At 31.1% G+C, this 21,549-nt stretch carries 28 protein-coding genes; all 28 read left to right on the top strand.

The annotated features are described in order from the left end of the window. Nucleotides 1-64: 64 nt before the first annotated feature. The 28 genes from D2K62_RS18785 (at nucleotide 65) to D2K62_RS10895 (ending at nucleotide 21,442) form a co-directional block, all read left to right on the top strand. A complete protein-coding gene (locus tag D2K62_RS18785) occupies nucleotides 65-241 on the top strand; it encodes a hypothetical protein (RefSeq protein WP_157967887.1) in 177 nt (58 codons plus the stop codon). A 16-nt stretch (nucleotides 242-257) separates the two neighbouring features. Then, nucleotides 258-683, top strand: a complete 426-nt coding sequence (locus D2K62_RS11020; RefSeq protein ID WP_157967886.1) for a hypothetical protein — start codon at nucleotides 258-260, stop codon at nucleotides 681-683. 355 nt (nucleotides 684-1,038) lie between these two features. Next, a complete protein-coding gene (locus tag D2K62_RS11015) occupies nucleotides 1,039-1,260 on the top strand; it encodes a hypothetical protein (RefSeq protein WP_117161466.1) in 222 nt (73 codons plus the stop codon). A 133-nt stretch (nucleotides 1,261-1,393) separates the two neighbouring features. Next, the gene (locus D2K62_RS11010) at nucleotides 1,394-1,603 is read left to right on the top strand and encodes a hypothetical protein (RefSeq protein WP_117161465.1); all 210 of its coding nucleotides are present in this window, start codon (nucleotides 1,394-1,396) and stop codon (nucleotides 1,601-1,603) included. Nucleotides 1,604-1,619: 16 nt separating this feature from the next. After that, nucleotides 1,620-1,784, top strand: a complete 165-nt coding sequence (locus tag D2K62_RS19470) for a DUF5659 domain-containing protein (RefSeq protein WP_369974647.1) — start codon at nucleotides 1,620-1,622, stop codon at nucleotides 1,782-1,784. A gap of 8 nt (nucleotides 1,785-1,792) precedes the next feature. Then, nucleotides 1,793-3,547: a hypothetical protein gene (locus tag D2K62_RS11005; RefSeq protein WP_117161464.1), complete on the top strand. Its 1,755-nt coding sequence runs from the start codon at nucleotides 1,793-1,795 to the stop codon at nucleotides 3,545-3,547. Between the two features lie 345 nt (nucleotides 3,548-3,892). Next, complete coding sequence (locus D2K62_RS11000; RefSeq protein ID WP_117161463.1) at nucleotides 3,893-6,571, top strand: hypothetical protein; 2,679 nt, start codon at nucleotides 3,893-3,895, stop codon at nucleotides 6,569-6,571. A 632-nt stretch (nucleotides 6,572-7,203) separates the two neighbouring features. After that, on the top strand, nucleotides 7,204-7,413 hold the full coding sequence (locus tag D2K62_RS10995; RefSeq protein ID WP_117161462.1) for a helix-turn-helix domain-containing protein: 210 nt from the start codon (nucleotides 7,204-7,206) through the stop codon (nucleotides 7,411-7,413). Nucleotides 7,414-7,466: 53 nt separating this feature from the next. Beyond that, nucleotides 7,467-7,697: a hypothetical protein gene (locus D2K62_RS10990; RefSeq protein ID WP_117161461.1), complete on the top strand. Its 231-nt coding sequence runs from the start codon at nucleotides 7,467-7,469 to the stop codon at nucleotides 7,695-7,697. A gap of 157 nt (nucleotides 7,698-7,854) precedes the next feature. Beyond that, nucleotides 7,855-8,310, top strand: a complete 456-nt coding sequence (locus D2K62_RS10985; protein WP_117161460.1) for a hypothetical protein — start codon at nucleotides 7,855-7,857, stop codon at nucleotides 8,308-8,310. Further along, the gene (locus tag D2K62_RS10980; RefSeq protein WP_117161459.1) at nucleotides 8,297-9,190 is read left to right on the top strand and encodes an HNH endonuclease; all 894 of its coding nucleotides are present in this window, start codon (nucleotides 8,297-8,299) and stop codon (nucleotides 9,188-9,190) included. The genes D2K62_RS10985 and D2K62_RS10980 overlap by 14 nt, the downstream gene beginning before the upstream one ends. Nucleotides 9,191-9,218: 28 nt before the next feature. Then, the gene (locus D2K62_RS10975) at nucleotides 9,219-9,419 is read left to right on the top strand and encodes a hypothetical protein (protein WP_117161458.1); all 201 of its coding nucleotides are present in this window, start codon (nucleotides 9,219-9,221) and stop codon (nucleotides 9,417-9,419) included. A gap of 214 nt (nucleotides 9,420-9,633) precedes the next feature. Next, on the top strand, nucleotides 9,634-10,434 hold the full coding sequence (locus D2K62_RS10970; protein ID WP_117161457.1) for a DUF3800 domain-containing protein: 801 nt from the start codon (nucleotides 9,634-9,636) through the stop codon (nucleotides 10,432-10,434). A gap of 287 nt (nucleotides 10,435-10,721) precedes the next feature. Beyond that, complete coding sequence (locus D2K62_RS10965) at nucleotides 10,722-11,201, top strand: hypothetical protein (RefSeq protein WP_117161456.1); 480 nt, start codon at nucleotides 10,722-10,724, stop codon at nucleotides 11,199-11,201. A 20-nt stretch (nucleotides 11,202-11,221) separates the two neighbouring features. Next, nucleotides 11,222-11,551 carry a hypothetical protein gene (locus D2K62_RS10960; protein ID WP_117161455.1) on the top strand — a complete coding sequence of 110 codons (330 nt, stop codon included), beginning with the start codon at nucleotides 11,222-11,224 and terminating at the stop codon, nucleotides 11,549-11,551. A 109-nt stretch (nucleotides 11,552-11,660) separates the two neighbouring features. Next, complete coding sequence (locus D2K62_RS10955) at nucleotides 11,661-11,843, top strand: hypothetical protein (RefSeq protein WP_117161454.1); 183 nt, start codon at nucleotides 11,661-11,663, stop codon at nucleotides 11,841-11,843. Nucleotides 11,844-11,889: 46 nt separating this feature from the next. Continuing rightward, nucleotides 11,890-12,042 carry a hypothetical protein gene (locus D2K62_RS18780; RefSeq protein WP_157967885.1) on the top strand — a complete coding sequence of 51 codons (153 nt, stop codon included), beginning with the start codon at nucleotides 11,890-11,892 and terminating at the stop codon, nucleotides 12,040-12,042. Nucleotides 12,043-12,126: 84 nt separating this feature from the next. Further along, complete coding sequence (locus D2K62_RS10950; protein ID WP_117161453.1) at nucleotides 12,127-12,456, top strand: hypothetical protein; 330 nt, start codon at nucleotides 12,127-12,129, stop codon at nucleotides 12,454-12,456. 144 nt (nucleotides 12,457-12,600) lie between these two features. Then, nucleotides 12,601-13,257, top strand: coding sequence for a hypothetical protein (locus D2K62_RS10945; protein ID WP_117161452.1), 657 nt, complete (start codon nucleotides 12,601-12,603; stop codon nucleotides 13,255-13,257). Next, nucleotides 13,241-14,023, top strand: a complete 783-nt coding sequence (locus D2K62_RS10940) for a hypothetical protein (protein WP_117161451.1) — start codon at nucleotides 13,241-13,243, stop codon at nucleotides 14,021-14,023. Before D2K62_RS10945 ends, D2K62_RS10940 begins: the two co-directional genes overlap by 17 nt. A 26-nt stretch (nucleotides 14,024-14,049) precedes the next feature. Next, entirely contained in the window at nucleotides 14,050-14,361 is a 312-nt protein-coding gene (locus D2K62_RS10935) for a hypothetical protein (protein ID WP_117161450.1), read from the top strand. Between the two features lie 25 nt (nucleotides 14,362-14,386). Then, nucleotides 14,387-14,569, top strand: coding sequence for a hypothetical protein (locus D2K62_RS10930; RefSeq protein WP_117161449.1), 183 nt, complete (start codon nucleotides 14,387-14,389; stop codon nucleotides 14,567-14,569). Between the two features lie 172 nt (nucleotides 14,570-14,741). Then, nucleotides 14,742-15,695 carry a DUF4062 domain-containing protein gene (locus D2K62_RS10925; RefSeq protein ID WP_117161448.1) on the top strand — a complete coding sequence of 318 codons (954 nt, stop codon included), beginning with the start codon at nucleotides 14,742-14,744 and terminating at the stop codon, nucleotides 15,693-15,695. A 125-nt stretch (nucleotides 15,696-15,820) separates the two neighbouring features. Further along, nucleotides 15,821-16,228, top strand: coding sequence for a phBC6A51 family helix-turn-helix protein (locus tag D2K62_RS10920; protein ID WP_117161447.1), 408 nt, complete (start codon nucleotides 15,821-15,823; stop codon nucleotides 16,226-16,228). A gap of 148 nt (nucleotides 16,229-16,376) precedes the next feature. Further along, nucleotides 16,377-16,937 carry a site-specific integrase gene (locus D2K62_RS10915; protein WP_117161446.1) on the top strand — a complete coding sequence of 187 codons (561 nt, stop codon included), beginning with the start codon at nucleotides 16,377-16,379 and terminating at the stop codon, nucleotides 16,935-16,937. A gap of 589 nt (nucleotides 16,938-17,526) precedes the next feature. Beyond that, entirely contained in the window at nucleotides 17,527-19,287 is a 1,761-nt protein-coding gene (locus D2K62_RS10905; protein ID WP_198671301.1) for a hypothetical protein, read from the top strand. A 12-nt stretch (nucleotides 19,288-19,299) separates the two neighbouring features. Continuing rightward, nucleotides 19,300-20,577, top strand: coding sequence for a phage portal protein (locus D2K62_RS10900; protein ID WP_117161444.1), 1,278 nt, complete (start codon nucleotides 19,300-19,302; stop codon nucleotides 20,575-20,577). Beyond that, a complete protein-coding gene (locus D2K62_RS10895) occupies nucleotides 20,570-21,442 on the top strand; it encodes a minor capsid protein (protein ID WP_157967884.1) in 873 nt (290 codons plus the stop codon). The genes D2K62_RS10900 and D2K62_RS10895 overlap by 8 nt, the downstream gene beginning before the upstream one ends. Nucleotides 21,443-21,549 lie beyond the last annotated feature (107 nt).

The following is a 21,549-nucleotide window of genomic DNA, read 5'->3' as shown; positions in this document are numbered from 1 at the left end:
GAACGAGAGGGCTGTCTAAATTGAATCTGATAATATTTTAACTTTAATAGAAGGAGGTATGCGAATGTTCGGGTTTAGAAACTACATTTATGAAATTTTGGCAGAAGTTGATAACTGGCGATGCATAAGAATTTTGGAGAGTGAAACAGAATTGTCAACGGAAGAAGTAAAGCAGCAAGCAATGGAATTGTTTGAAGGAGATAATGTAAAATTAATTGGTTACAACAAAAAATACTATTAAAAAGGGGCAATTAAAAATGATAATATCTACAGTCGAACGTAAACAGACAGCAAGGGATTTAGGGGTAAGGTCTCAGATACACATGGATCAATTTTGCTTCTTGATTAAATCGGAGGAAGAATTACAAGAGTTTAAAGATTGGTACTGTACAGAAAGTATAATAGAAAGCATTTTAATGTATAAGAGTTTTAAACGGTATGTAAATAAGATTAGTAGAGATAGTTTTATAGAGTTAGCTAAAGACAACAAAAAATTGGCTTTGGAAAAGCACTTCCAAGAACCAGTTAGTGATAGTCATATGGACTTAATTGAAAAGCTAGGGTTGTCTTGCGTTGAAATTTATGACAAAAAAAACTTGCAAGGATCTAGAACCCTCCGATATATTCTAACTAATTGGGATTTAGAAATGGACAATGACGATAGCTGTTTGTTCGTTATTTAGTCCATACAGCAGTGCATCCTAGAGTTACAAATTTACATAATTTTTTAAAAAGTTACAAATATTTTCATGTTTATTTAACAAGATCTATATTGTATGTGTGTGAAATATTTTACGCCAAATTATAAAAGGAGGAGAGGTAAATAATGTTGCATATTAACATTGATATTCCTTGTGGAATCAAGGATGAGAATTTAGACGAAATATTAGATATCATCGAACAAATATATGATAGAAAAGGAGAATGAATAAATGTTGCATATTACTATTGATATTCCTTGGGTAATGAAGGAAGAAAAAATAGCTGAAGTAGTTGATATTATCGATCAAATTTATGATGGGAAGGAGAATGATTAAAATGGAAAAAGTATTTAAAAATCAATTAGCGAAAATGATTCATGAAAAGGAATTAGCTCAACTTGAAGAGGAAAGTACTTATAGTTTCTTTAGTGATTTCGTATACAAAAATAATCTAGAAGAGAAGTTTGTTGAGTTTTTAAGAAAAGAGCAAAAGGAATATGAGGAGAATAATATCACTGAACGAGTGGACTACGATCATATTGCTATGGACTTTGTATGAGTAAACTCTTTTTAATTATACCTTTTACTAAAAAAGTTTAGAAATAACCTATAATACTAACTTTGACTCTATAATACTTATTATATGGACATTAAGCTGATATGTCAAATTTAAATTGAAAGGAGGTGAGCAATTGAAAGAATCATATTTAATTAAAATGGAGAATGATCGTGTATTTGCAATTGATAAGCTTGGGGAAGAGGTGTTCAGTAGTGGCTTAGGAAGCTTTGAAAGTGATTGGGATAGTGTGATAGATTACTTGTCTCTGTTGCAACGGAAGCAGCCATGTGAGGTTTTAAGACAGTCTAACGTGCATGAATATTTATATCAAATTAATAAATGAGGGAGATTAAAAAGAAATGTATGTTATCAGATCAATGAAATTAGCGGGTTTTTTAATGCAAAAGGGATTCGTAATATTGAAATTGCAGAATGATAGAAATGGAACAGGGAGAAATGTGTTTTTATTCAACGAGTCAACTGATTTAACTAATGCGATAAAGGAGTATAGGGAAGGAGCGTAATTTAACAAATGGAATATTTAACGAATGATATTGTCCAAAAAGATGAATTGTTTAATTATCCAACTGGAACTAACCAATTTAAAGTGTTGGGTCTAGAAGCTGGTGTAGGTAAAAGTCGATATACTGATTCAATCATAAAGTCATACATAGAAGATAATGCTTTTAATCCTAATTCAAAGAAATTTCTTGTTGTTAAAAAGTTTAATTCAGAAGCTAAACACTCAGCAGATTTTATAAATAATACCAACTGGTTTTGTGGAAATGAAGCAGTTGCTGTTGATCGGGATAATTGGAAAGAATACTGGCAAAGTCACTTAGAAGAATTAAAGAATGTTCAGGCTATTTTTATATCACATGCAAGATACATAAATTTAAGCAGCAATGAACTATCACGAAAACAATTTACCGAAGGGAGAGAAATTTTAATCATTGATGAAAAAATACAATTCCAACCTTTGATTTATCGTGACAGTCTATATTCTAAAGTTAGAGAAATTATTGATATTGATTATAGGAAACTGTTAGACAGTGTTTGTGAACCATTAACTCAATACATAAATGAAATGAACAAAGAAAAGAAATATAGGCAAGTAGCCAAGATTAGGTTTGATTGTAGTCAGCAAGTAGAAGAGTTGATTGAATATCTAAATGGCTTTATAAAAATTAACACATTAACCACAAAAGATCGTAATTTAATTGAAGCATTGTGCAATGGTTTACCGAATTGGTATGAAAATATGAATATCTATAACTACCATAACATAGCAACCAATAATTCAGGACAAGGTTACTGGGGATTAGAAGGTAATAACATTATCTTAGATGCTTCAGCTAATTTAGATGGTGTGTACAAGGTGAATAAATCAAAATTTAAGATTATTAACATGGAAAAGATTATCAATCACAGTCAATCAGAATTTCACATGTATAAGTTTAATACCTCCAAAACTAATGTAAAAAAAGATAAGGATGTTTACCTAAAAGAAATCATTGAAAAGGCTGTGTCTGCTTCAGGTGATGGTCAAAAGACATTGCTTATAGGCTACAGAGATTTAGCTGATGATGTTGCACTCATGCTACATGAACACGTCTCAGAGGATTGTGTGTGGACTGATAAAAAGGATAAGGATAAAGATCTTGACTATAATGATCAATCATTTGCAATTAGCTGGTATGGAAATTTAGTTGGACGGAATGAGTTTAGAGTTTTCGATAATATATGGCTCTTAACTACTCCGAATTTACCTATGAATCATTACCCTATTCATTACATGCAGTATAAAAGTCAATCAATTGGACAACGGAAATTAAATATCAAGAATGGAAGGTTTAAAAATAGCGTATTCAATGATTTACACAGAGGTTATGTCAGGTCAGAGGTATATCAGTCACTTAAACGTATTCAACGTACTGCAAAGCCTTTAGGTACGTTCCACATAGTAGTTAGTGACGAAGAGTTAATACATACTGTTTTACAAGAAATGAATGGTGCTATTTTGCCGCAAGAGAATCTCCATACTCTTAAATTTGTTGAAGAAAAGAAGAAGAAACAAGAAGAAAATAAAATTGTAAGCAAAGGTGAACTTGTATCAGAATACTTATTAATCTGCAATGAAAAAGAAGTCACGAAGTCAGATTTAAAGAAAGAGTTTGCTATCACCAATTGGCATAAACAAGTAGCGATGAATCCTAGTTTTATAAATTTAAAGAATACATATCAAATAAAAGAATCAAGCAATAAACGCTCAATTATCATTATTTAGAAAAAGTGTAACCATCACGAAGAGTAAATAAGGTTTAGTAAACTACACCTTTCTTCTTTAACCAGTTAAATAAGTATTCTGTAAAAGTATAACCTAAATTACATCTTACATTTATATAATAAGGCTGGGTTACACTTATTGCTGTAACAGTTGGTAGAGTAAGGTTACATAAGTTGTCTGACAATTAGTTTCTTTTTGATAATTGGTTAAAAGGTGTAAAGAGTTATAATTTGTTACTTGCTGGCAAGGAACAGAAGGTGATAAACGTCGATAGACTTTATGACCTTACTTTGTCTCAGGGAGCATTACAGTTTGTTTAAAATTAAAAACAAAGGAGATTAACAAATGAAAAATCAAAAACAGATTTATTTATATTCTATAAGCACAGATGCATTTCACAATGAAGAGGAACAAGTCGTACATAATGAATTAATGGATTTACATACTGAAAAGAATCGATTGAAAGAATTAGAAGAAACTTCTATTGAAGAAAAGAGAAATGTCAGCGACAGTATTAATAAGTTGAAGGTAAAATTAAATAAATTGTTAGGCGCACATGAAGGTAATCGAACACTTAGTAGTAAAATGCTTACCAATACCAATAAAATTTCACAGTTCGATTCAAGTTTGACTCGGACTTTAAATATAAAAGAAAAGGAAACAACGACTGATATTATAATGGTGAGAGCATATCACTACACTATCTTTAAAAGTTTAATTGAAAATGGTTTTGTTAATGAAGATGGAGAACATTATCAGTATTTCACCTCAAGTGCTGGGATGATTCGCAATAAAAAATCAATATTTGTTAAAACGAGTGTAGTAGATGGAGTAGAAGGTGACGAAGAAGAAACAGAATTTAAAAAGAAGATTTGGTGTGGATTAGATAAGGATAAAATTAATAATAGAAAATTCGAAAAAAGTGATGGCAATATCGAGTATGGTATTAATATTAATAAATTTAACGCATATTTAGCGCTTTGCATGACAAGTAGTATTCCTTTTGAAGGTTTTGATATTGATAAGGCAATTGTAGTAAAGGATTTTGCCACAACATTGAAGGATATAGAAGTGGATCACATTGACAAGAAAACATTTAAAGTTGATCGCATTAAAGATGGTATTGAAATTGAACATTTAGATGGTGCTGGTATCGTGTTACCTAGTGTAATGGATAAAGCCACTCAATTTAGGATGCCACATTTCAAAGGGTTACTTATTCCTTTTAACTATGTTGATTTTATAAATAGCCATGAAGATGCGAGTCCTATTGTAATGGATATATACAAAAAAGAATGGAATGTAATTAAAGAAGATATTCAATATATATTCACCGAATCACAATTCAAACTTGCCAAATATTATTCTAGTTGGGATGAGTATAAGGAAGCATTCAAAAAAGGTTGCGAGTTTGTGATCTGTAAGGAAGAGGAGACTAATTTCATTGATAAGCCTGTCAACTATCAGACGATCCAAACGCTCACCGATGCGACAACCGATGAAATGAAAATACTAGCAGCGCGAACAAATAAAGATATAGCTAAAGTTGGTCAGGACAAGGATATAATGTTAAGGATTTTAGGAGTAAATAAAGATGAATCGAAAAAAGACAACTTCCAAAAAGCATTAACTATTTATCCAGAATTGTTAAATGATCAATATAGTAAAGAATCAATCAGAAATACCCGTGATAGTATGTTTAAGGATGCTAAAGCTGGTAAATTGTTACTAGATAAAAGCAAAAGAACATTTATTGCACCTGATTTATATGCCTTTTGTGAGTGGCTGTTTATGAATATAGAAAAACCAAAAGGATTATTAAAAAATGGTGAAGTTAGTTGTAAATTATATAATGAGGAAAGTCTTGACGTGCTAAGGAGCCCACATTTATTTAAAGAGCATTGTGTGAGACAAAACAAGCGTAATGATAAAACTAATAAATGGTTTGTCACTAACTGCATTTACACCAGCATACATGATCCTATCAGCAAGCAATTGATGTTCGATGTAGATGGAGATGAGGCTCATATCATAAGTAGTCCAGCTTTTAAATTTATGGCTAAAAGAAACATGAAGGGTATCGTACCTTTGGATTATGAATTGGCTACCGCTAAGAAAGAAACGATTGAACCTATAAATATTTATAACTCTTTGGTGGCAGCTTACTCAAAAAATATAGGGGAGGTAAGTAACTCAATCAGTAAAATCTGGAACTTACCTAAAGATAAGATTGACGAGGAAACGATTAAGCAGCTTTGTTTCGTAAACAATGCAATTATAGACTTCTGCAAGACTCTTTGGATGCCGACCGTTCCACCTGATGTTAAGGTGAAGATCAGGGAATTGACAAACGGTAAGCTGGCTCATTTCTTTAAATATGCAAAAGATAAAAGTGATAAACAAATTAATCCTGTTAAAGATATTAAGTTAATAGAAGAAATGAGCTTGGAAGAAAAGAAAGTATATATGGATAATCTTAGTACAGTAGATAAACTGGAATACATAATAGAAAAGAAAAAAATACATTTCTCAAAAATCGCAGACAATTTTGACTATAGATTTCTTATAAAGAAGAAAAAAGTTATGAAAATTGATCAAAAAGTCATTGATAAGTATGATGAGTTGAATGGTAAGAAGAAACAGAAACTTGATAAGCAGTTAAAACTACAGGGAGACACAACTAACATGACAAACTTGGCTGTATTTGATGAAATAAGATTAGCATTGTTGGAGATTAACAATGATGAAGATGCAGTAGTTGATATGTTGGTAGAACACTTGTACACTAAGAAGCCAAATAGTAAAAAAACAACATTGTGGAAATCATTTGGTGATGTGTTGTTACGCAACTTAGAGTTTAATCTAGCTGATCAAACCGATCAATGTACAAAATGTGAGACTAGATTCAGAAAAGTGAATAAGACCAAGGTTTTGTGTGATGAATGCAAAGTGAAGGAAGATAGAAAAGTAGATAACAAGAGAAAAAAGAAGGAAAGAGAAAAACAAACTTCGGACACAAAATAACAGACTGTCAGATAATGTTGTTATAACGGTGTTATTAAAGAAATCCATAAAAAATAGATAAGTCGCTATAAGGGGAGAAGCAAAAGGTCATAGGGTCAAAAGGACTGAGTAGCTTTTCTTTTTATATTTTTATTAAAATTTGAATATATTTACCCTCAATAATATCATAACATAACCATAAAAGTAAAGCAACTGATAAATGTAAAATAATTAAAAAGTTTGATTTAAGCACCTTTTCGAGGGTTTTTAAATGGAGCTTTTTAGTTCCTATGCATCGTGTTTCATGTTTATTTTTATTCAGTTTTAATTTAAACATTTAATTTTACTAATTGGTTCATTGTCCCGACAGGTTCTCCTGCCTAGTCGGGCTATCTCGGTCAGTATTGACCAAAAGGAAATGGTGCGGTAATCCTGCACTGTTTCCTTTTCTCTTTTAAGCTCTTAAATTGATTAAAAGTTTAAAAGAGGTTTAACCTTCATTGTATTTAATTTAGCATATCAAGTGTTATTTTAAATGCATTTGCGATTTTCTTCTTAAAGTGATCGTCTAACCCATAGGCTGATCACTACTTTTTTTAACTTAAAAAATTAACTTGAAATAAAATAATAAATAAAAAGGATGGTGGGTGATTGTGGAAATATCAGAAAGAGAGTTAATGAAAATAAAACGAGAACGAAAGAAATTAACGCTGACTAAAATTGCGAAAGTAATGGATATATCAGTGTCTTATTTGAGTCAAATTGAGCATGGGTTAGTTAATCCTGCTCCAGCAAGATTGGATGAATATAGAAAAATAATTGAGGATTATAAGGAAGTGGGAAAATTTAATGTTAACCAATAAGGATTTTTTGTTAAATTGAGACGTAAATTCGCAGCATAAAGGGATGTTGACCAATGAAAATAAATGATATTAGAAAGATGTTAGAAGAAGAAGTTGAGCAAGAAAGATTAAAATTAAATGAGTATGTGCAGAATTTGTTTCAGCATTTTTCATCTGGTATAGCAGAGAAGGAAGCTACAGTAGAGTTGATGGTGGAATACTTGCAAATGAAGATTGATGTGCTGTTGGAGCAGAAAGAGATAATTTTAAGAGATGAAGTTATTAGGAGAAATGAGATAAAATAAGGGAGATTAAAAGAAGATGAAATTATATGTAGGAATTGAAGAGGATAATGTAGAAAATGTGTTTGCTGTATGTGCTGATTCTAAGTAAGAGGCTAGAGCTGCTATAATTATTGAATATGCAAGTAAAGAATGTCTTAATCCAGACTTCAGAGAGTATGTGAATGATGACTCAACCAATTTTAGTATAAATGAAAACTTTTGGGACTTTAAAAGTGACTTAGATAACTACGAGTTGCAGCAGAAGTATGATCAAAACATACGAGAATTTTATGGTGAAGAATATTCGGAGTATGCAGATGAATTTATTAAAAGTGCTAATGCTGGAGATCATTATTTTACAGATCATTTTTATCAAATAACATGTGAAAAATTGTGTACATTAGAATCTATAAAGTGGACTGATTTCTACATACAAGAGATAGATGTCTCTATAAAAGCAGAGTATAAGAATGAAAAGGTTATAAGTCATGGTGGTTTTTGGTGTAGCGTTTGCAAAGATTATCTAGAGCGTGATAATGTCTTAGATCCAGAGTTTGGTTGTGGAAGATGCTCAACAGATAACTGGGATAATGCAAGAATCGTTGTTCAAGTGGTAGCTGATGATAATGATTGACTTCACAATGGCAGAGTTTTACTTAGAGGATTATCGTAGTCAATTTGAGATAGTTGATAGAAAAAAAGTTAATGAGTTGGTTGGTCATGAAGACGTGTTAGAAAAATATGAGATTCATTTATTTATTGACGGTTATGCGAACGTATTCGATATGTTAAAGAACAGATATTTAAAACCTTGCATAAACAGTCAAAAGGATAAGTATTATCGTTATAATTTAGTTACTGATAATGGCACGTTAAAATGTTACATGCATCGTTTAATTGGACTTGCTTTTATTGATGGTTATAAAGAAGGTTACATAGTGAATCATCGAAATTTAATTAAGCAAAAAAGTCATATCGATAATCTTGAGTGGATAACAAATAAAGAAAATACACAACACGCACAAAAAAACGGAGCAAAGGTCGGCAAATCTAAAACTCCATTACATTTAAAGCCTATAAAGAAAGACTTATCCAAATTAAATATATCACAATCACACTCAAATGGCAAGGGTAAAAGTGGATTAGATTATCATGATATTACAAAGATATTTGATTTAGCCGAAGCAGGATATAAGCACACAGGAATAGCAGAGATAATGGGAGTCAGTCAGCCAGCAATTAGCCAAATAATTAATGGTAAGCGATGGGTAACGCATCCTAGATCAATTGAATACAACAAGATTAAAGCTGTTAAGAAGACTGTAGAGTGTATTAACCTTACGTCTATTAATGATGCTTTAGATAGTCAATTCGGCTTCAGAGGGAATTGTTTAGTGGATGGTGAGAAGAAAAAGTTTCATGTTATTTTGAGAGCGAAGGATGGCATCGTTGATAAGAATTTAGAGCAGATAATAGATATCATGGAAGAGAAAGTTAAGTTTTTAATGGGATAATAATATAAAATAAAAGGAGAAGATAAAAATGAATTATATGATAGAAAGAGAAAAAACGATTGTTATAATTGAAGATGTTTCTAGTGTTTATGTATCGAATGAATCAATAACATTTTATGATGAAGAGGGTAAATATTTAGGCTATTTTGCATTGAGTGATGTTCAAAGTTTTTATACATATTCTTCAGTTGACCCTGAGTTTCATTCTAAATCATTAGTATTTGCTTAAATACATAGCGACCTCATAGCATTAAACTGGACATATACGGTTCCTGTTATGGGAACGACATTCTCGGTTCGAATCCGAGTGAGGTCATCATATTACTAAAGTACCATTTTGGATACCCCATAGATGAATAAAAAAATTAAATGAACAATGTTAGAAATAAAGGAATATCCTCTGATTATGTCGAATTGAGTAAGAGTGATTGGGGGATTACTTAATGTCTGACAGATATCATTTATACTTAGATGAAAGTGAAACACATACAAATGGTAAAAATAAAATCTTTTGTATTGCTGGAATAATTGTTAAAGAAGATGTTCATAACAATGTTCTAGCAAAAGAAATTAACAGTATGAAAGAACAAATATGGGGGTCTGTTGCAATAAATAATAATAAATATATTCTTCACGAAAAGGATATAAGATTTGCGCAAAATAGAAATAATAAGTTTAAATTAAATGAAATAGATCCTATTTATCATATATTTAAACATAACCGAACATCAAATGTTTTGTACAATGGGTTAGAAAATATAGTTGGAAAGCATGAGGTTACTGTAATTGGTGGTTGTATAGTTGAGAAGGAAATTTATAAACACTATGATGATTATATCCTACCAGATAAGCAATTAATAATTATGCAGGTAATATTAGAAAATTTCTGTCATTTCTTAAGGTCAAGAAAAGCAGAAGGTGTTATCTTTTATGAAGCTGTAGAAGAAAAGGCTAACAATATTATGAGAAGACGGTTTAATCATATTGAACTAATGGGTACAATGTATATAAGTCCTGAAGCAATTCAAAAACATATAATTGATTTGAGGTTTCCAAACAAAAGTGAAAATGTTGCTGGTCTTCAAATAGCTGATTTCATACCGAATAATATTGTTAGAAAAGTAGGAAATAAGAAAAAACATCGATTTAACTTGTATGAACCTATAAGAGTTTCGCGGTATGATGGAAGTATAATGAAAAGAGAAAAATTTGGGGTTAAAGTAATACCTAAATTGGAAAAATAGAAATAAAAATATTCACATAATTTTGTTGACTAAGTATAATATATAATGGTATTATTATAGTTGCGTAAGGGATTGAGGGCGATACCTACGGGTACATGATTAACGTCATGAAAGTTGCTAATATTGAACTTTGTAGCTAAGAATTATCTAACTAACCCATTATGCAACTAATATAATGATACTTAGCAAGACCTCACATTAAATTGTGGGGTCTTTTACATTTCTAATAAATTTACATGAATCAGGTGTAATATCGTGTGGTACAATTAGGCCTGAGGTGATTAACTATGGATTTTAAAATTATTAGTATTTTGATATCAGCGTCAGTTGCATTGTTTATTGCAGTTCTAAATCATTTTGTTGTTACACCTGTTAAAGAGAGTAGAAATAGAAAAAGAGAACAACTTAAAACGTTATATGCTCCAATGTATAGTCTCATTTGTATAAGAATAAGTTTAGTCAAGGAATTTTCTTTGTCAAGTAAAAAACTGTTACTAGGGAGTGTTGATAAAGAATATCAAAGTCGGGAATATATGGAGACGTTTTTCCTTAACCATTCTGGGTATAGTTCTAATGAATTAATTGATGCATGGGTAAATTATGCTGCTCAATTTGCTGATTACGAAAAAGAAAATACTGAAAATTTTGTTGTAACTTTAGTGAAGGAATACAATTTGTTAAAGAAAAAACTAGGTTTACCATATGATAAAGACGAACTTAAAACGGGTATTCCGGAATGTATAAAAGAATATAGAGAATTTCTTTAACATCCAATCAGGGTGTCTTTTTGTATATAGTAATTTTAAAAGATAGTGACAAGTATTCTTATGGTAAAATTATCATTGAGGTGATAGTTTTGGAAGATATCGGTCAATTTCTTATAGATATTGGTTTAAAAATATTGCCATTTTCTTTTTTTGCATATATACCTTTTAGATGGCTAACGTATTTGTGGAAAAGAAGAGGTTATAAACTAGTAAAAGGTATATGGTATTTTACTTTAGGTATGGGTTATGTAACGAACTTATACGATGTTAATTATGTGGTAATGTTTATCTGTTTTATTGAAGCGTGGGATTTACTGTTAGAACATTTTGAACAAAAACAAACCAACTAAAGACAATGATTTAGTAGACATCCGTTTTGGGGTGTCTTTTTATTTGGATAAATTTCCATTGAAATAACCTTCCTGATCATGCGTTAATAGTGAGTAGGAGGGGTTTAAGATGGAGAATAAACAGCTATATTTCTATGATCGTTGGTATGATGTTCATGAAGGAGAATATGGAGAGTCACACCTCATAGATATTTCTAATAATGAGATAAAGGTGCACATAACATTCACCAATAAAAATCAAGATAAGGTTGAAAAAGCACTAGTAGAGTTTTGGTCGAGGGAGATTTATTGATTTTCACCTTTTCTGAATTTTTATAGGGTACAAGGGGGGTATAATTATGACTAACACCAAGAAAAAAATTAATGTAATACATACCATCTCTGAAGAAAAAGTGGATAGGATAGCTTTTTTAACTGAAATAGCGGAACGAGAAATGTTAAAACCATTTATTGAAGAATATCAAAGACTGTCATCTGAGCGACAGGAATAGATAATGTTGAAATATTATATGTGAAAATTTAGTCACCTTTTTAGGTGGCTTTTTGTATGGAAAAAATTAAGAGGAGGATGAAAAATGAAAATTATATGGTATCTGAAGCAATTAATACCGCTAACTTATCGAACGAAATATACAGAGGATGGAGTAAAGTATTTCACAGTTTGGAAAATGTGGTTAGGGAAGTGTTATGAAGTTGATTCATATGAGGTCAAAAATAGCAATCATGAGACAATTGACGCGATGATTGCTTGCATTATTAAAAAAACAGGTAAGACAAAAGAAGTAGTAAAGAACATGTCTGTCGATGATTTTTTCGAGTTCTATAGAAGCCTGGAAAATCCACGTAAACAAGCCGATTTAGAAGCAATTAGAAACAGTCGCTTTTATGTTAAGGAGAGTGATTGATATTTTATTAGCATTTCAAATCATATTGGGAATATTAATATTTATCTGTGGTACATCTGTATCAAGCGTGGAAAATAAGGAACATAGAATACATAATTTATCTTTAACAATTGCAAGTATTGCAGCTATGACCGTGACGTTTCTATGAGTTTATGCTTAGCGACTTTAACAACGTCTGGACTTCTGGTGAGCGTAGATGGTAGAGGAGTAACTCAAGATAAGAATAATAACGTTCATGTTGTAACAGATACAGCGAAAAAAATATATAAAATTGATAATGAAACAATTATTTTTATAAGTGGATTCATGGAATCTAATATGTTGGTATTGGATGAAATTATCAAAAGTGGTGATTCGTCACTAGCTAATATTTCAAAAGTATGTAAAGAAAAATACAAGCAGCTAAAGCAACATGACTTTGTTGTTAAATGGGAACATGAAATCAATAACATAGATCAAGAGTTAATTGAAGGATCAATTCCTATCTGCTTAAACGTGTTCCAGTTCAAAAACAATACATATACAGTTACTAAATTTTTACCTCAAAATAATTTCAAGCCAGAAACCAAAACATTAAATATGGGTCAAATACTTTTTAATGGTATCTATTGTAATGAAGCGGTAGAGATCCTGAAAAATAAGAAGAGTCTTGTTAAATCTTTGAAAAGCGAGATAGATAGATTCAATTTTACATATGGTGAGTTGGGAAAAAAACATAAAGAGGTTGGTGGAGAGATTTACCACTATTTAATTAAAAATGGAACAGTAGAGGAGATAAAAAACATTGAATCAATCAGGTGATACAGTTGTTCTAGATGAAAGTGGCATTATGCAGACCGATACAATTCAAGAAGCTGATAATGTTGACGGTAACAACCCACTTAAATTAAAGTTTTATATCGATGATAAAACAATACGAGTAGATAAAATTAATCTGAATTTTAGTTTGGAAAAGTTTAGAGCATATTCAAAAGGTACGGAATCAGGTGGAGGTAGCACACAAACATCATCCAGTGGCGGTGGAACAAATACGTCCACAAATAGCGGTGGTGGAACATCTAAGAGTACAAACAGCGGTGGTGGTTCAACTAATACTAGTAGCACCATAAGCCTGACTTCAATTAGTGAAGACGTGGAACCAATTGGAGAGTTAACTGTGCCTGTTTCGAACAATTCAATCACCTTGCATGGTAGTACATTTCGCCATCATCACGCCGTAGATATTGGTTCTCATGGACACTCAGTATCTATACCAGCTCATAGTCATAGTTTTAGCATACCTAATCACAGTCATGATTTTAGTGTTTCAAACCATAGTCATTCCGTTACAGTACCATCACACAGTCATCCAATTACATATGGGATATACACTAGTACAACAGCTACAGGTGTAAAAATAATGGTGAATGGTAGTTTGGTAGATTCATCGGCTTATACGAGTGATCAATCAAATATAGATTTAACGCAGCATGTAAATAATACAGGGTGGAATACGATTGAATTAACATCGACAAGATTAGGCAGGATTAATGCAAGCTTATTTGTAAAATCATTTGCTGGAACATAAAAATAAAAGGTAGGGTGAAAAAAATAATGGATAATATTATCGAGATTAATGGAAAAGAATATACAGAAGATGAGTTGCGAGAAGAGGTTGAACATTTTGTAGTGGTAGTTAAAAAAGCGTGGGATACAATTGTAACATTCTTTGAAAATGCAATAGAGACGATATGGGAAATGGCTATGGAATATGTGGAATATTTAGTGAACCATACACCTGTGGGATATAAGCGATATTTTAAAATGGACAAACTAAAATATTATGAATCTATCTCTATTGGGAAAAGTAACAATTGGCGAAAAGCGCATGGATTAAGTTTGAAGAGAAAGCTGATAGATAACTAATAAACATTTTGGAGGTGGATATTAAATGAAATATAAATTAAAACTTAATGATGTTGAGCATATTATTGCTGGGGTTGATGAAATGAAAAATATGGTTTGCAGGAATACTGAATTAACAATTTTTGAAGTTGATGATATGTATTACGATGAATTCATTAGTATTTATGAACGTATTATAAAGTATATTGTATCAGAACTTCAAAAATAAAGAAAAATATATGTGTGAAATTATAATGGAGTAAATATATTACTCTATCTTTTTTGGAATGTGCATCGTGCTGAGAATAAGTGCAAGTCTTATACGTTCCATGATATTAATATAAAATTTTACATCTTCTATGATAGAATAGTATTAATAAAGTTCTATCAGGGGTGAATATATGGAGAAAAAATTACAAGTATTTGTTTCCTCAACATTTACAGATCTACAAGAGGAAAGACAAGCAGCAGTAGAATCAATACTAAATGCAGGTCATATTCCAGCAGGAATGGAATTATTCAAAGCTGGAGATGAATCACAGAAAGAAATAATTAAAAGATGGATACAAGAATCAGATGTTTATATGCTGATATTAGGTGGTAGATATGGTTCAATTGATGAAGAATCGGGTAAAAGTTATACTCAATGGGAATATGAATATGCAGGTGAGTTAGGTAAGCCACGATTTGCAATAGTAATTAATGAGGATACTTTAGAAGAAAAATCTAAAGTTATTGGATCTCAAGTAATGGAAAGAGAATACTATAAAGAGCACCAAGAGTTTAGAGGCGAAGTATTAGGTAAAATTTCTAAATTTTTCTCTGATTTAAAAGATATCAAATTAACTGTATTAGAATCATTAAAAGAGTATGAACGAGATAGTAGTTTATATGGCTGGGTGTCAGGTAAAGATATAGGGAATTATGAAGAAATATTAAAAGAAAACCACGATTTATTACATGAGGTGACCAAGTTAAGAAAAGTTAGTGATAAGTTAGAAGAAAAACTCAAAAAGGAAAATGAAATTAATGGGTTTTCTTACAAAATGATAAGAAAGTATTTAATTGATACACCTATTGATGTACCCGAAAATTTTCCTGTAGATTCGGTTGCTGGGAAATCTGAAGCATTATTGACAATGTTCATGGCTTTTAGGGATGATTTTTCAATTGGTATTACAAATGAAATGGGAATGGACACTGATCGTAAGTTTGCTTTTTTTCGATTAGCACCAAAACTTATGAATTTTAATTTGGTCGAAAAAGTAAAGGTTGCAAATAGAGAATACCAAAGAATTCAATTATCAAAAGATGGATTAAAGTTCTTTTCATTCTACGAGATGGAAAACGGTTAATGATAAATAATTTATTTTAAACCAATTAATTAATTAACACTACTATATGTGGTGTTTTTATTTCGATTAAAATAAGTATATAATGTAAAATTAACGTTAAAGTGTAAAGGAGGTTTACTTGACAGATGTTAGATAATAAAAAACTATTAGCGATTGAACTATTAGCAGACGGACAACTTACAAAGACTGATATTGCTAAAAAAATAGGATCAAGTCGTCAAATTATATACAATTGGTTAGAAAATGAAGAGTTTAGGGCTGAGCTAGACAAGCGGCTACACAATCGTAAAGTTTCAGTGCAAAAGACTATTGATGGTAAATTGGAATTTGTAATGGATAAACTGTATGAATTGGCTAATGATGATAGCAATAAACGTGTTCAGGCTCAAGTATTACAATATCTTGCTGATCGGTCATTAGGTAAAGCGACGAGCAAGGTTGAATTGTCAACCAATATTAATAACAATAGTATTAATGATGATATATTAGAAGTTGAATATGATCAATTGATAGAAGGTAATCAAGAAGATTAATTTTTGTCCAATGTAAGTTATTGCTTATTTTCTTACATTCAAATCATTGAAATAACTATCTTTATTGGGTTTGTCGTGATATACTTAGTTTAACTAAAAAACTTACATTCAATTCCTTGATTTATAAGGGTTGAAGAGGAGGTATATCATGACAACGACTAATCAAATTAAAGACGTGCAACCTATTAGAGACAAGGAATTATTAGATGATATGAAACAATCATTAAAAAGATGGTGTGGACAGCGTGACTATATCCTATTCCTTATAGGTATCAATACAGGCTTACGCATAGGTGATTTGTTAAAGCTAAAGGGTAATGACCTATATAAGAAGAGACGTATTATTATCAAGGAAGGTAAGACTGATAAGCCTAGAACATTAAACCTTAGTAATATATATGATGAGATACAAGACTATATCCAGCAGAATGAAAGTGTATGGATGTTCCCAAGTCGTAAAGGTGATAAGCCTATCACTACTACTCAAGCATACAGACAGTTTAATAAGGCAGCTGACATGTGTGATATAGATGAGGGAATAGGTACACATACAATGCGTAAGACGTTTGGCTATTGGTTCTATAAACAAACTAAAGATGTTGCTAAGCTTCAAACAATTCTTAATCATAGTCATCCTAATATAACTTTAAAATACATTGGTATAACTGATGAAGAGATAGAAAAAGAATTGAATAATTTTGTATTATAGATCATCAATCGATGGTCTATTTTTATTGGATAAATAAGGGGTGGGGGGGGGTACCTTTCTGTTTTGGAATTGGTGAAAAACCCTACAACTAGCTATACAATTTTTATTATAAATTTACAAGTCTGGATAATAGTAATTCCATCTTAGAGTTTAATGAGAATTTTATCTGCTACTTTATTAACATCTAAAATGTATTAATTTGTAAAAAACGCCAATATCATAGTGAAAATTATAAAAGTCCATCCATAAGGATGGAGGAAAATTGCAGTAAGAATTTGTAAGTTAGGGGAGTTCATTTCTTTTTGATTACAGTTATATATAACTCTGTTTAATATAGAAAGATTACTATACTTTGGTTGATCTGTGAGACCGTTTTGCTCTAAGTAATCGTATAAGAAAAACGCTATTATTCCCCATATTGCTAAAAAAGCTAAAATTATCATAGTTTTTAAATGCTCCTCGATTTATGTATTGGTTATATATTAATATTCGACACTAAGTTACTAAATCCTTCAAAAACTTTACAAAAATATTTTATTAATCACGTAATTGCAAATGAATTTTAAAAACAAAATTTACAAGTTTGGAGGTGAACACTATAACAGACATTATTAATACTAAAGAAAATGTTAAATTGTTAAAACAATATTTATATAAAGATGCAATCAATCGCAACATGTCACATAATCAAGCAGTCGAATTTGTAGATAGGTTGGTAAAGGAACATAAGAATAACTTATTTGGTAAGAATTCATTAGCCTATTCACTAGGTAAGCGGTCAATTGTCTTCTATTGTTTATTTTACTTACAGGATTTCTTTATTCCAAAAGAAAATAACCAAGCTAGACCATTGGCATCTGTCCATTATCAAGTATGGCAAGAGTTAGAAGATATCTTTATACATAATAAGATTGATAAAATTGAATTTATACTTCCCAGAGGTTGTGCTAAAACAACTATCATCGATATGGCTTTAAGTTGCTGGCTGCATTGTTATCAAATAAGTTATTTTTCTATTATTTTAGCAAATAGGGAACTCGATGCTACAAATTTTGTTGATCAAACTAAGAAAGCATTAAGAAATCCTTATATTGTAAATACATTTGGTGAATTAATCAATCCTCGAAAAAGAACAGTGAATAAGTTGGAATTAGAATTAGATAACGATACAAAAATAGCAGCATATAGTTCTGGATCATCTGTTCGTGGTGCTTCTTATATTTCTCCAAAAGGGATATTCCGACCTATGGTTTATTTAGCCGATGATTACATTTCCGAAGCGGATATATTAACCGATGATAGTAAACAAAAGAAATATCAAAAGTGGTTAAAGGAAGTTGAGGAAGGTGGAGACTCAGCAGTCATACGTGATGGTAAATTAATTAAACCTGCTACAAAGTTTCTAGTTTTAGGCACCCCATTAGCTACTGGTGACTTCATAGATCAAATTAGAAATAATCCTGAATACAAATTGTTTCATAAGTCTGTAGTGGACTTTGATATAGATGAGTATTTTGATAATAATACATATTGGCAAGAGTTTAAAGCGATTTACTTTGATGATAAGAGAGAAGATGCTTTAGCTGATGCAAAACAATACTATTTAGATAATCAATCTCATATGGAATTTAAAACAATATGGAATAGGTACGACTGCTTTAATTTAGGTATCAAGTATTTTGGTAAACGTTTAGCATTCATGCAGGAATTAATGTGCAATGTTGAGAATATTGGTGATAAGTGGTTTAAGTCTAATGTCGTTAAGCCTAAAGAAGAAATAGAAGATCATTTATTCACTAAAACGATGCTCGCTATTGATACGGCTGGTGTTAAAAATAAAGACAAGAAGCGATCAGATAGTTTTTCATTTGTTGTTGGATCTCTTTCGGATAACAACTTTAAATATGTACGTAGCGCTCAATTAAGAAAATTCAATGAGTTTAATGAATATATCAATCATGTTATCGATTTGTTAAAAGGGCATGATGATATTACTCACGTCTATATTGAGAAAAATACATATAACGGTTTAGATGTAGATTCAATTGAAACAGAAATACAAAAGGATGCAACTTTATCTAATCGTAAGATTACTTTCATTAACGAGATGCAAAGGAAGAATAAAGATGACAAGATTTCTACTATTGTATCTGATGTAAATAATGGACGTATTATATTTTGTGATGAAAGAGTAGAAAAGCCGTTTCTTGAACAAGTTATGGATTTCTCAGGACAACAATTCAGTTTACATGATGATGCAGCAGACGTATTAAGTGAATTTGCTAATCGAATTGATGAAATAGAAATAATAAAAAATATTAAGACCGTCCCTAGAGGATGGCTTTTTTAATGGGGTGAAAGTTTGGTAAAAGATGAACTTATATTAAAATTATTAAAAGAATTAGATAAGCAAAGACCAAAGTATACTAAGTTGCTCAATTACTATGAGGGTAAGCATAAAATTTTATATGACAAGGCTAAAGTTGATGAAACAAGAGCAGATGAACGTGCTTTCTTTAATTATTGCAGGAAAACGGTACAAAACTATACTGGTTATTTATTAGGCAAAGCAATTAATTATACTTCTAGAAGTAACGATAAAGAATTCCTTAATACGATTGAATTATATTTTAGCCACTGGGAGAAAAGTCATAATATAAGCTTGAAACAGCAAACTGAAATATTCGGTCACGCTTTTGAAGTTTCATTTGTTAATACAGATGGACAGTTTCAAAGTACATATTTTAATCCTCTTGAAATGATCGCTCTACATGATGGATCAATTGATCGTAATATTAGTGTTGGTGTAAGGAAGTACAAAGTTGAATACGATGATACCGAATATGTTGATGTATGGGATAGCGATGAATATTGTAGATATACTTTAAATGGGCAAGTATTAAAGTTAATCGAACAGAAAACACACTTCTTTTCTAATTGTCCAGTAACTGAGGTTGCTAATAATGACAGTAAGAAGAGCGCATTTGAAGATATTATCCCAATTGTAGACATCTATAATAGAATACAATCGACAGCAGCAAATGAAATTGAGGATCATAGACAAGCCTATCTTGTTATTGAAAATGCTGATTTAACACAAGAAGCAGCACAAAAAATGAAAGAGAATGGTATCATTTTAACTCCTGCTGGTGCAAAAGTTTATTGGGCAACTAAAACTGGGAACGGTTCATTCGTTAAGGATATGTTAAAGGATTGGCAAGATGAGATATACATACAAACTAATCAAGTAAATTTAAATGAAAACTTTTCTAGTAACACAAGTGGTGTAAGTATTCGTTTGAAGTTACAAGAATTAGAGAATATTAGTGCCATTAAAGAATCTATATTTGAAAAAACATTAAAGAAACGCCTTAAATTGTTCTGTGAATGGCTAGATAAAGCTAAGAATAAGCAGTACGATTGGCGCGATATTCAAGTGTCATTTACGAGAAATGTGCCAGTCGATGAGGCATCTATTGTTACTATGGTTAAAGAATTACAGGGAATCCTGCCTAATGAAGAATTAATTTCATGGTTGCCTAGGGTTACAAATCCACCTGTATCTATTGAGAGATTAAAAGAGGAAAAAGACTCCTATGGTTTAGACAATACTGGCCAAGGATTATTAGATGATGAATAAAGAGCAGAAAGAGTTTCTTAAACTTATAGAAGATACATTTAATGTCTCTGAAAAAGATCACAAAGGAATTCTTAAAAAGTACCGTCAATCTAGGAATAATGTCAAACAATTCATAGCTAATTTATACATGGATTATGGTGTTGATGGCTCAATTGATTATGCAGAATTACAAAAGTATAATCGCATGAATAAGTTAGAAGAAATGTTGAAAGAACAGGGTAGGGAAATTGTAAAGGAAGAAAGAAAAATACTCCCTGCTGTTTTAGCAACTGCATATGCAGCAACTTACTATAAATCGGCTTATCAAATAGAACAAACTATACAGGTAGGTATTAATTTTAAACTATTAAAACCTGAGTTTGTAAAAGAGGCGGTAAACTTTGATTGGTCTGGTGTGCCATTTAGTCAGCGTATTTGGGATAACCAAGATAAACTAGTTAAGTCGTTGCGTACTGAAATCGTGAGAGGTATTCGTGACGGGGAATCTATAGATAAGGTAAGTAGGCGAATTAATAAGCAGTTTAATGCAAAGGCTTATGAATCACAAAGATTAGCAAGAACAGAGACCGCTAGGGTAATTCAACAAGCACAGGATAAGATTTACAAGGATAGTGGAGTACTAGAACAAGTTCAATATTTGGCTACTTTAGAGGAGAACACTTGTGAAGAATGTGAGGATTTAGATCAAGAGGTTTATGGGATCGATGAAAATAAACCTTCCATACCAAGACACCCAAATTGTCGTTGTACATATATTCCATACTTTGGAAACTATCAAAATGAAAAGCGTAAGGACAATGAGACAAAAGAAATCATAGCCAATGTTAGTTATTCAAAATGGGCAAAAGATAAAGGAATTAACTAAGTCACTGTTTTAGTGGCTTTTTTATTTGTCCTAAATATGACGGTAAACTATTTAAACACAAAATATAAGCACATTATGGCTCGTACATGATGGACTTTGGAGGTAGA

This window comes from Paraliobacillus sp. X-1268 (assembly GCF_003426095.1).
GTDB classification, from domain to species: Bacteria; Bacillota; Bacilli; order Bacillales; family Amphibacillaceae; genus Paraliobacillus_A; species Paraliobacillus_A zengyii.
The sequence above is the reverse complement of the archived record's forward strand: the minus strand, read 5'-3'. Positions and strand labels throughout refer to the sequence as shown.

Bases quoted from the DNA above. Each gene is read 5' to 3' on its own strand.
- D2K62_RS10970 (WP_117161457.1), top strand. From the start codon at position 9,634: ATGTCTGACAGATATCATTTATACTTAGATGAAAGTGAAACACATACA.
- D2K62_RS11005 (WP_117161464.1), top strand. From the start codon at position 1,793: ATGGAATATTTAACGAATGATATTGTCCAAAAAGATGAATTGTTTAAT.
- D2K62_RS19470 (WP_369974647.1), top strand. From the start codon at position 1,620: ATGTATGTTATCAGATCAATGAAATTAGCGGGTTTTTTAATGCAAAAG.
- D2K62_RS10965 (WP_117161456.1), top strand. From the start codon at position 10,722: ATGGATTTTAAAATTATTAGTATTTTGATATCAGCGTCAGTTGCATTG.
- D2K62_RS10895 (WP_157967884.1), top strand. From the start codon at position 20,570: ATGAATAAAGAGCAGAAAGAGTTTCTTAAACTTATAGAAGATACATTT.
- D2K62_RS10950 (WP_117161453.1), top strand. From the start codon at position 12,127: ATGAAAATTATATGGTATCTGAAGCAATTAATACCGCTAACTTATCGA.
- D2K62_RS10920 (WP_117161447.1), top strand. From the start codon at position 15,821: ATGTTAGATAATAAAAAACTATTAGCGATTGAACTATTAGCAGACGGA.
- D2K62_RS10945 (WP_117161452.1), top strand. From the start codon at position 12,601: ATGAGTTTATGCTTAGCGACTTTAACAACGTCTGGACTTCTGGTGAGC.
- D2K62_RS10925 (WP_117161448.1), top strand. From the start codon at position 14,742: ATGGAGAAAAAATTACAAGTATTTGTTTCCTCAACATTTACAGATCTA.
- D2K62_RS10935 (WP_117161450.1), top strand. From the start codon at position 14,050: ATGGATAATATTATCGAGATTAATGGAAAAGAATATACAGAAGATGAG.
- D2K62_RS10980 (WP_117161459.1), top strand. From the start codon at position 8,297: ATGATAATGATTGACTTCACAATGGCAGAGTTTTACTTAGAGGATTAT.
- D2K62_RS11015 (WP_117161466.1), top strand. From the start codon at position 1,039: ATGGAAAAAGTATTTAAAAATCAATTAGCGAAAATGATTCATGAAAAG.
- D2K62_RS10915 (WP_117161446.1), top strand. From the start codon at position 16,377: ATGACAACGACTAATCAAATTAAAGACGTGCAACCTATTAGAGACAAG.
- D2K62_RS18780 (WP_157967885.1), top strand. From the start codon at position 11,890: ATGACTAACACCAAGAAAAAAATTAATGTAATACATACCATCTCTGAA.
- D2K62_RS10975 (WP_117161458.1), top strand. From the start codon at position 9,219: ATGAATTATATGATAGAAAGAGAAAAAACGATTGTTATAATTGAAGAT.
- D2K62_RS18785 (WP_157967887.1), top strand. From the start codon at position 65: ATGTTCGGGTTTAGAAACTACATTTATGAAATTTTGGCAGAAGTTGAT.
- D2K62_RS11020 (WP_157967886.1), top strand. From the start codon at position 258: ATGATAATATCTACAGTCGAACGTAAACAGACAGCAAGGGATTTAGGG.
- D2K62_RS11000 (WP_117161463.1), top strand. From the start codon at position 3,893: ATGAAAAATCAAAAACAGATTTATTTATATTCTATAAGCACAGATGCA.
- D2K62_RS10955 (WP_117161454.1), top strand. From the start codon at position 11,661: ATGGAGAATAAACAGCTATATTTCTATGATCGTTGGTATGATGTTCAT.
- D2K62_RS10930 (WP_117161449.1), top strand. From the start codon at position 14,387: ATGAAATATAAATTAAAACTTAATGATGTTGAGCATATTATTGCTGGG.
- D2K62_RS10990 (WP_117161461.1), top strand. From the start codon at position 7,467: ATGAAAATAAATGATATTAGAAAGATGTTAGAAGAAGAAGTTGAGCAA.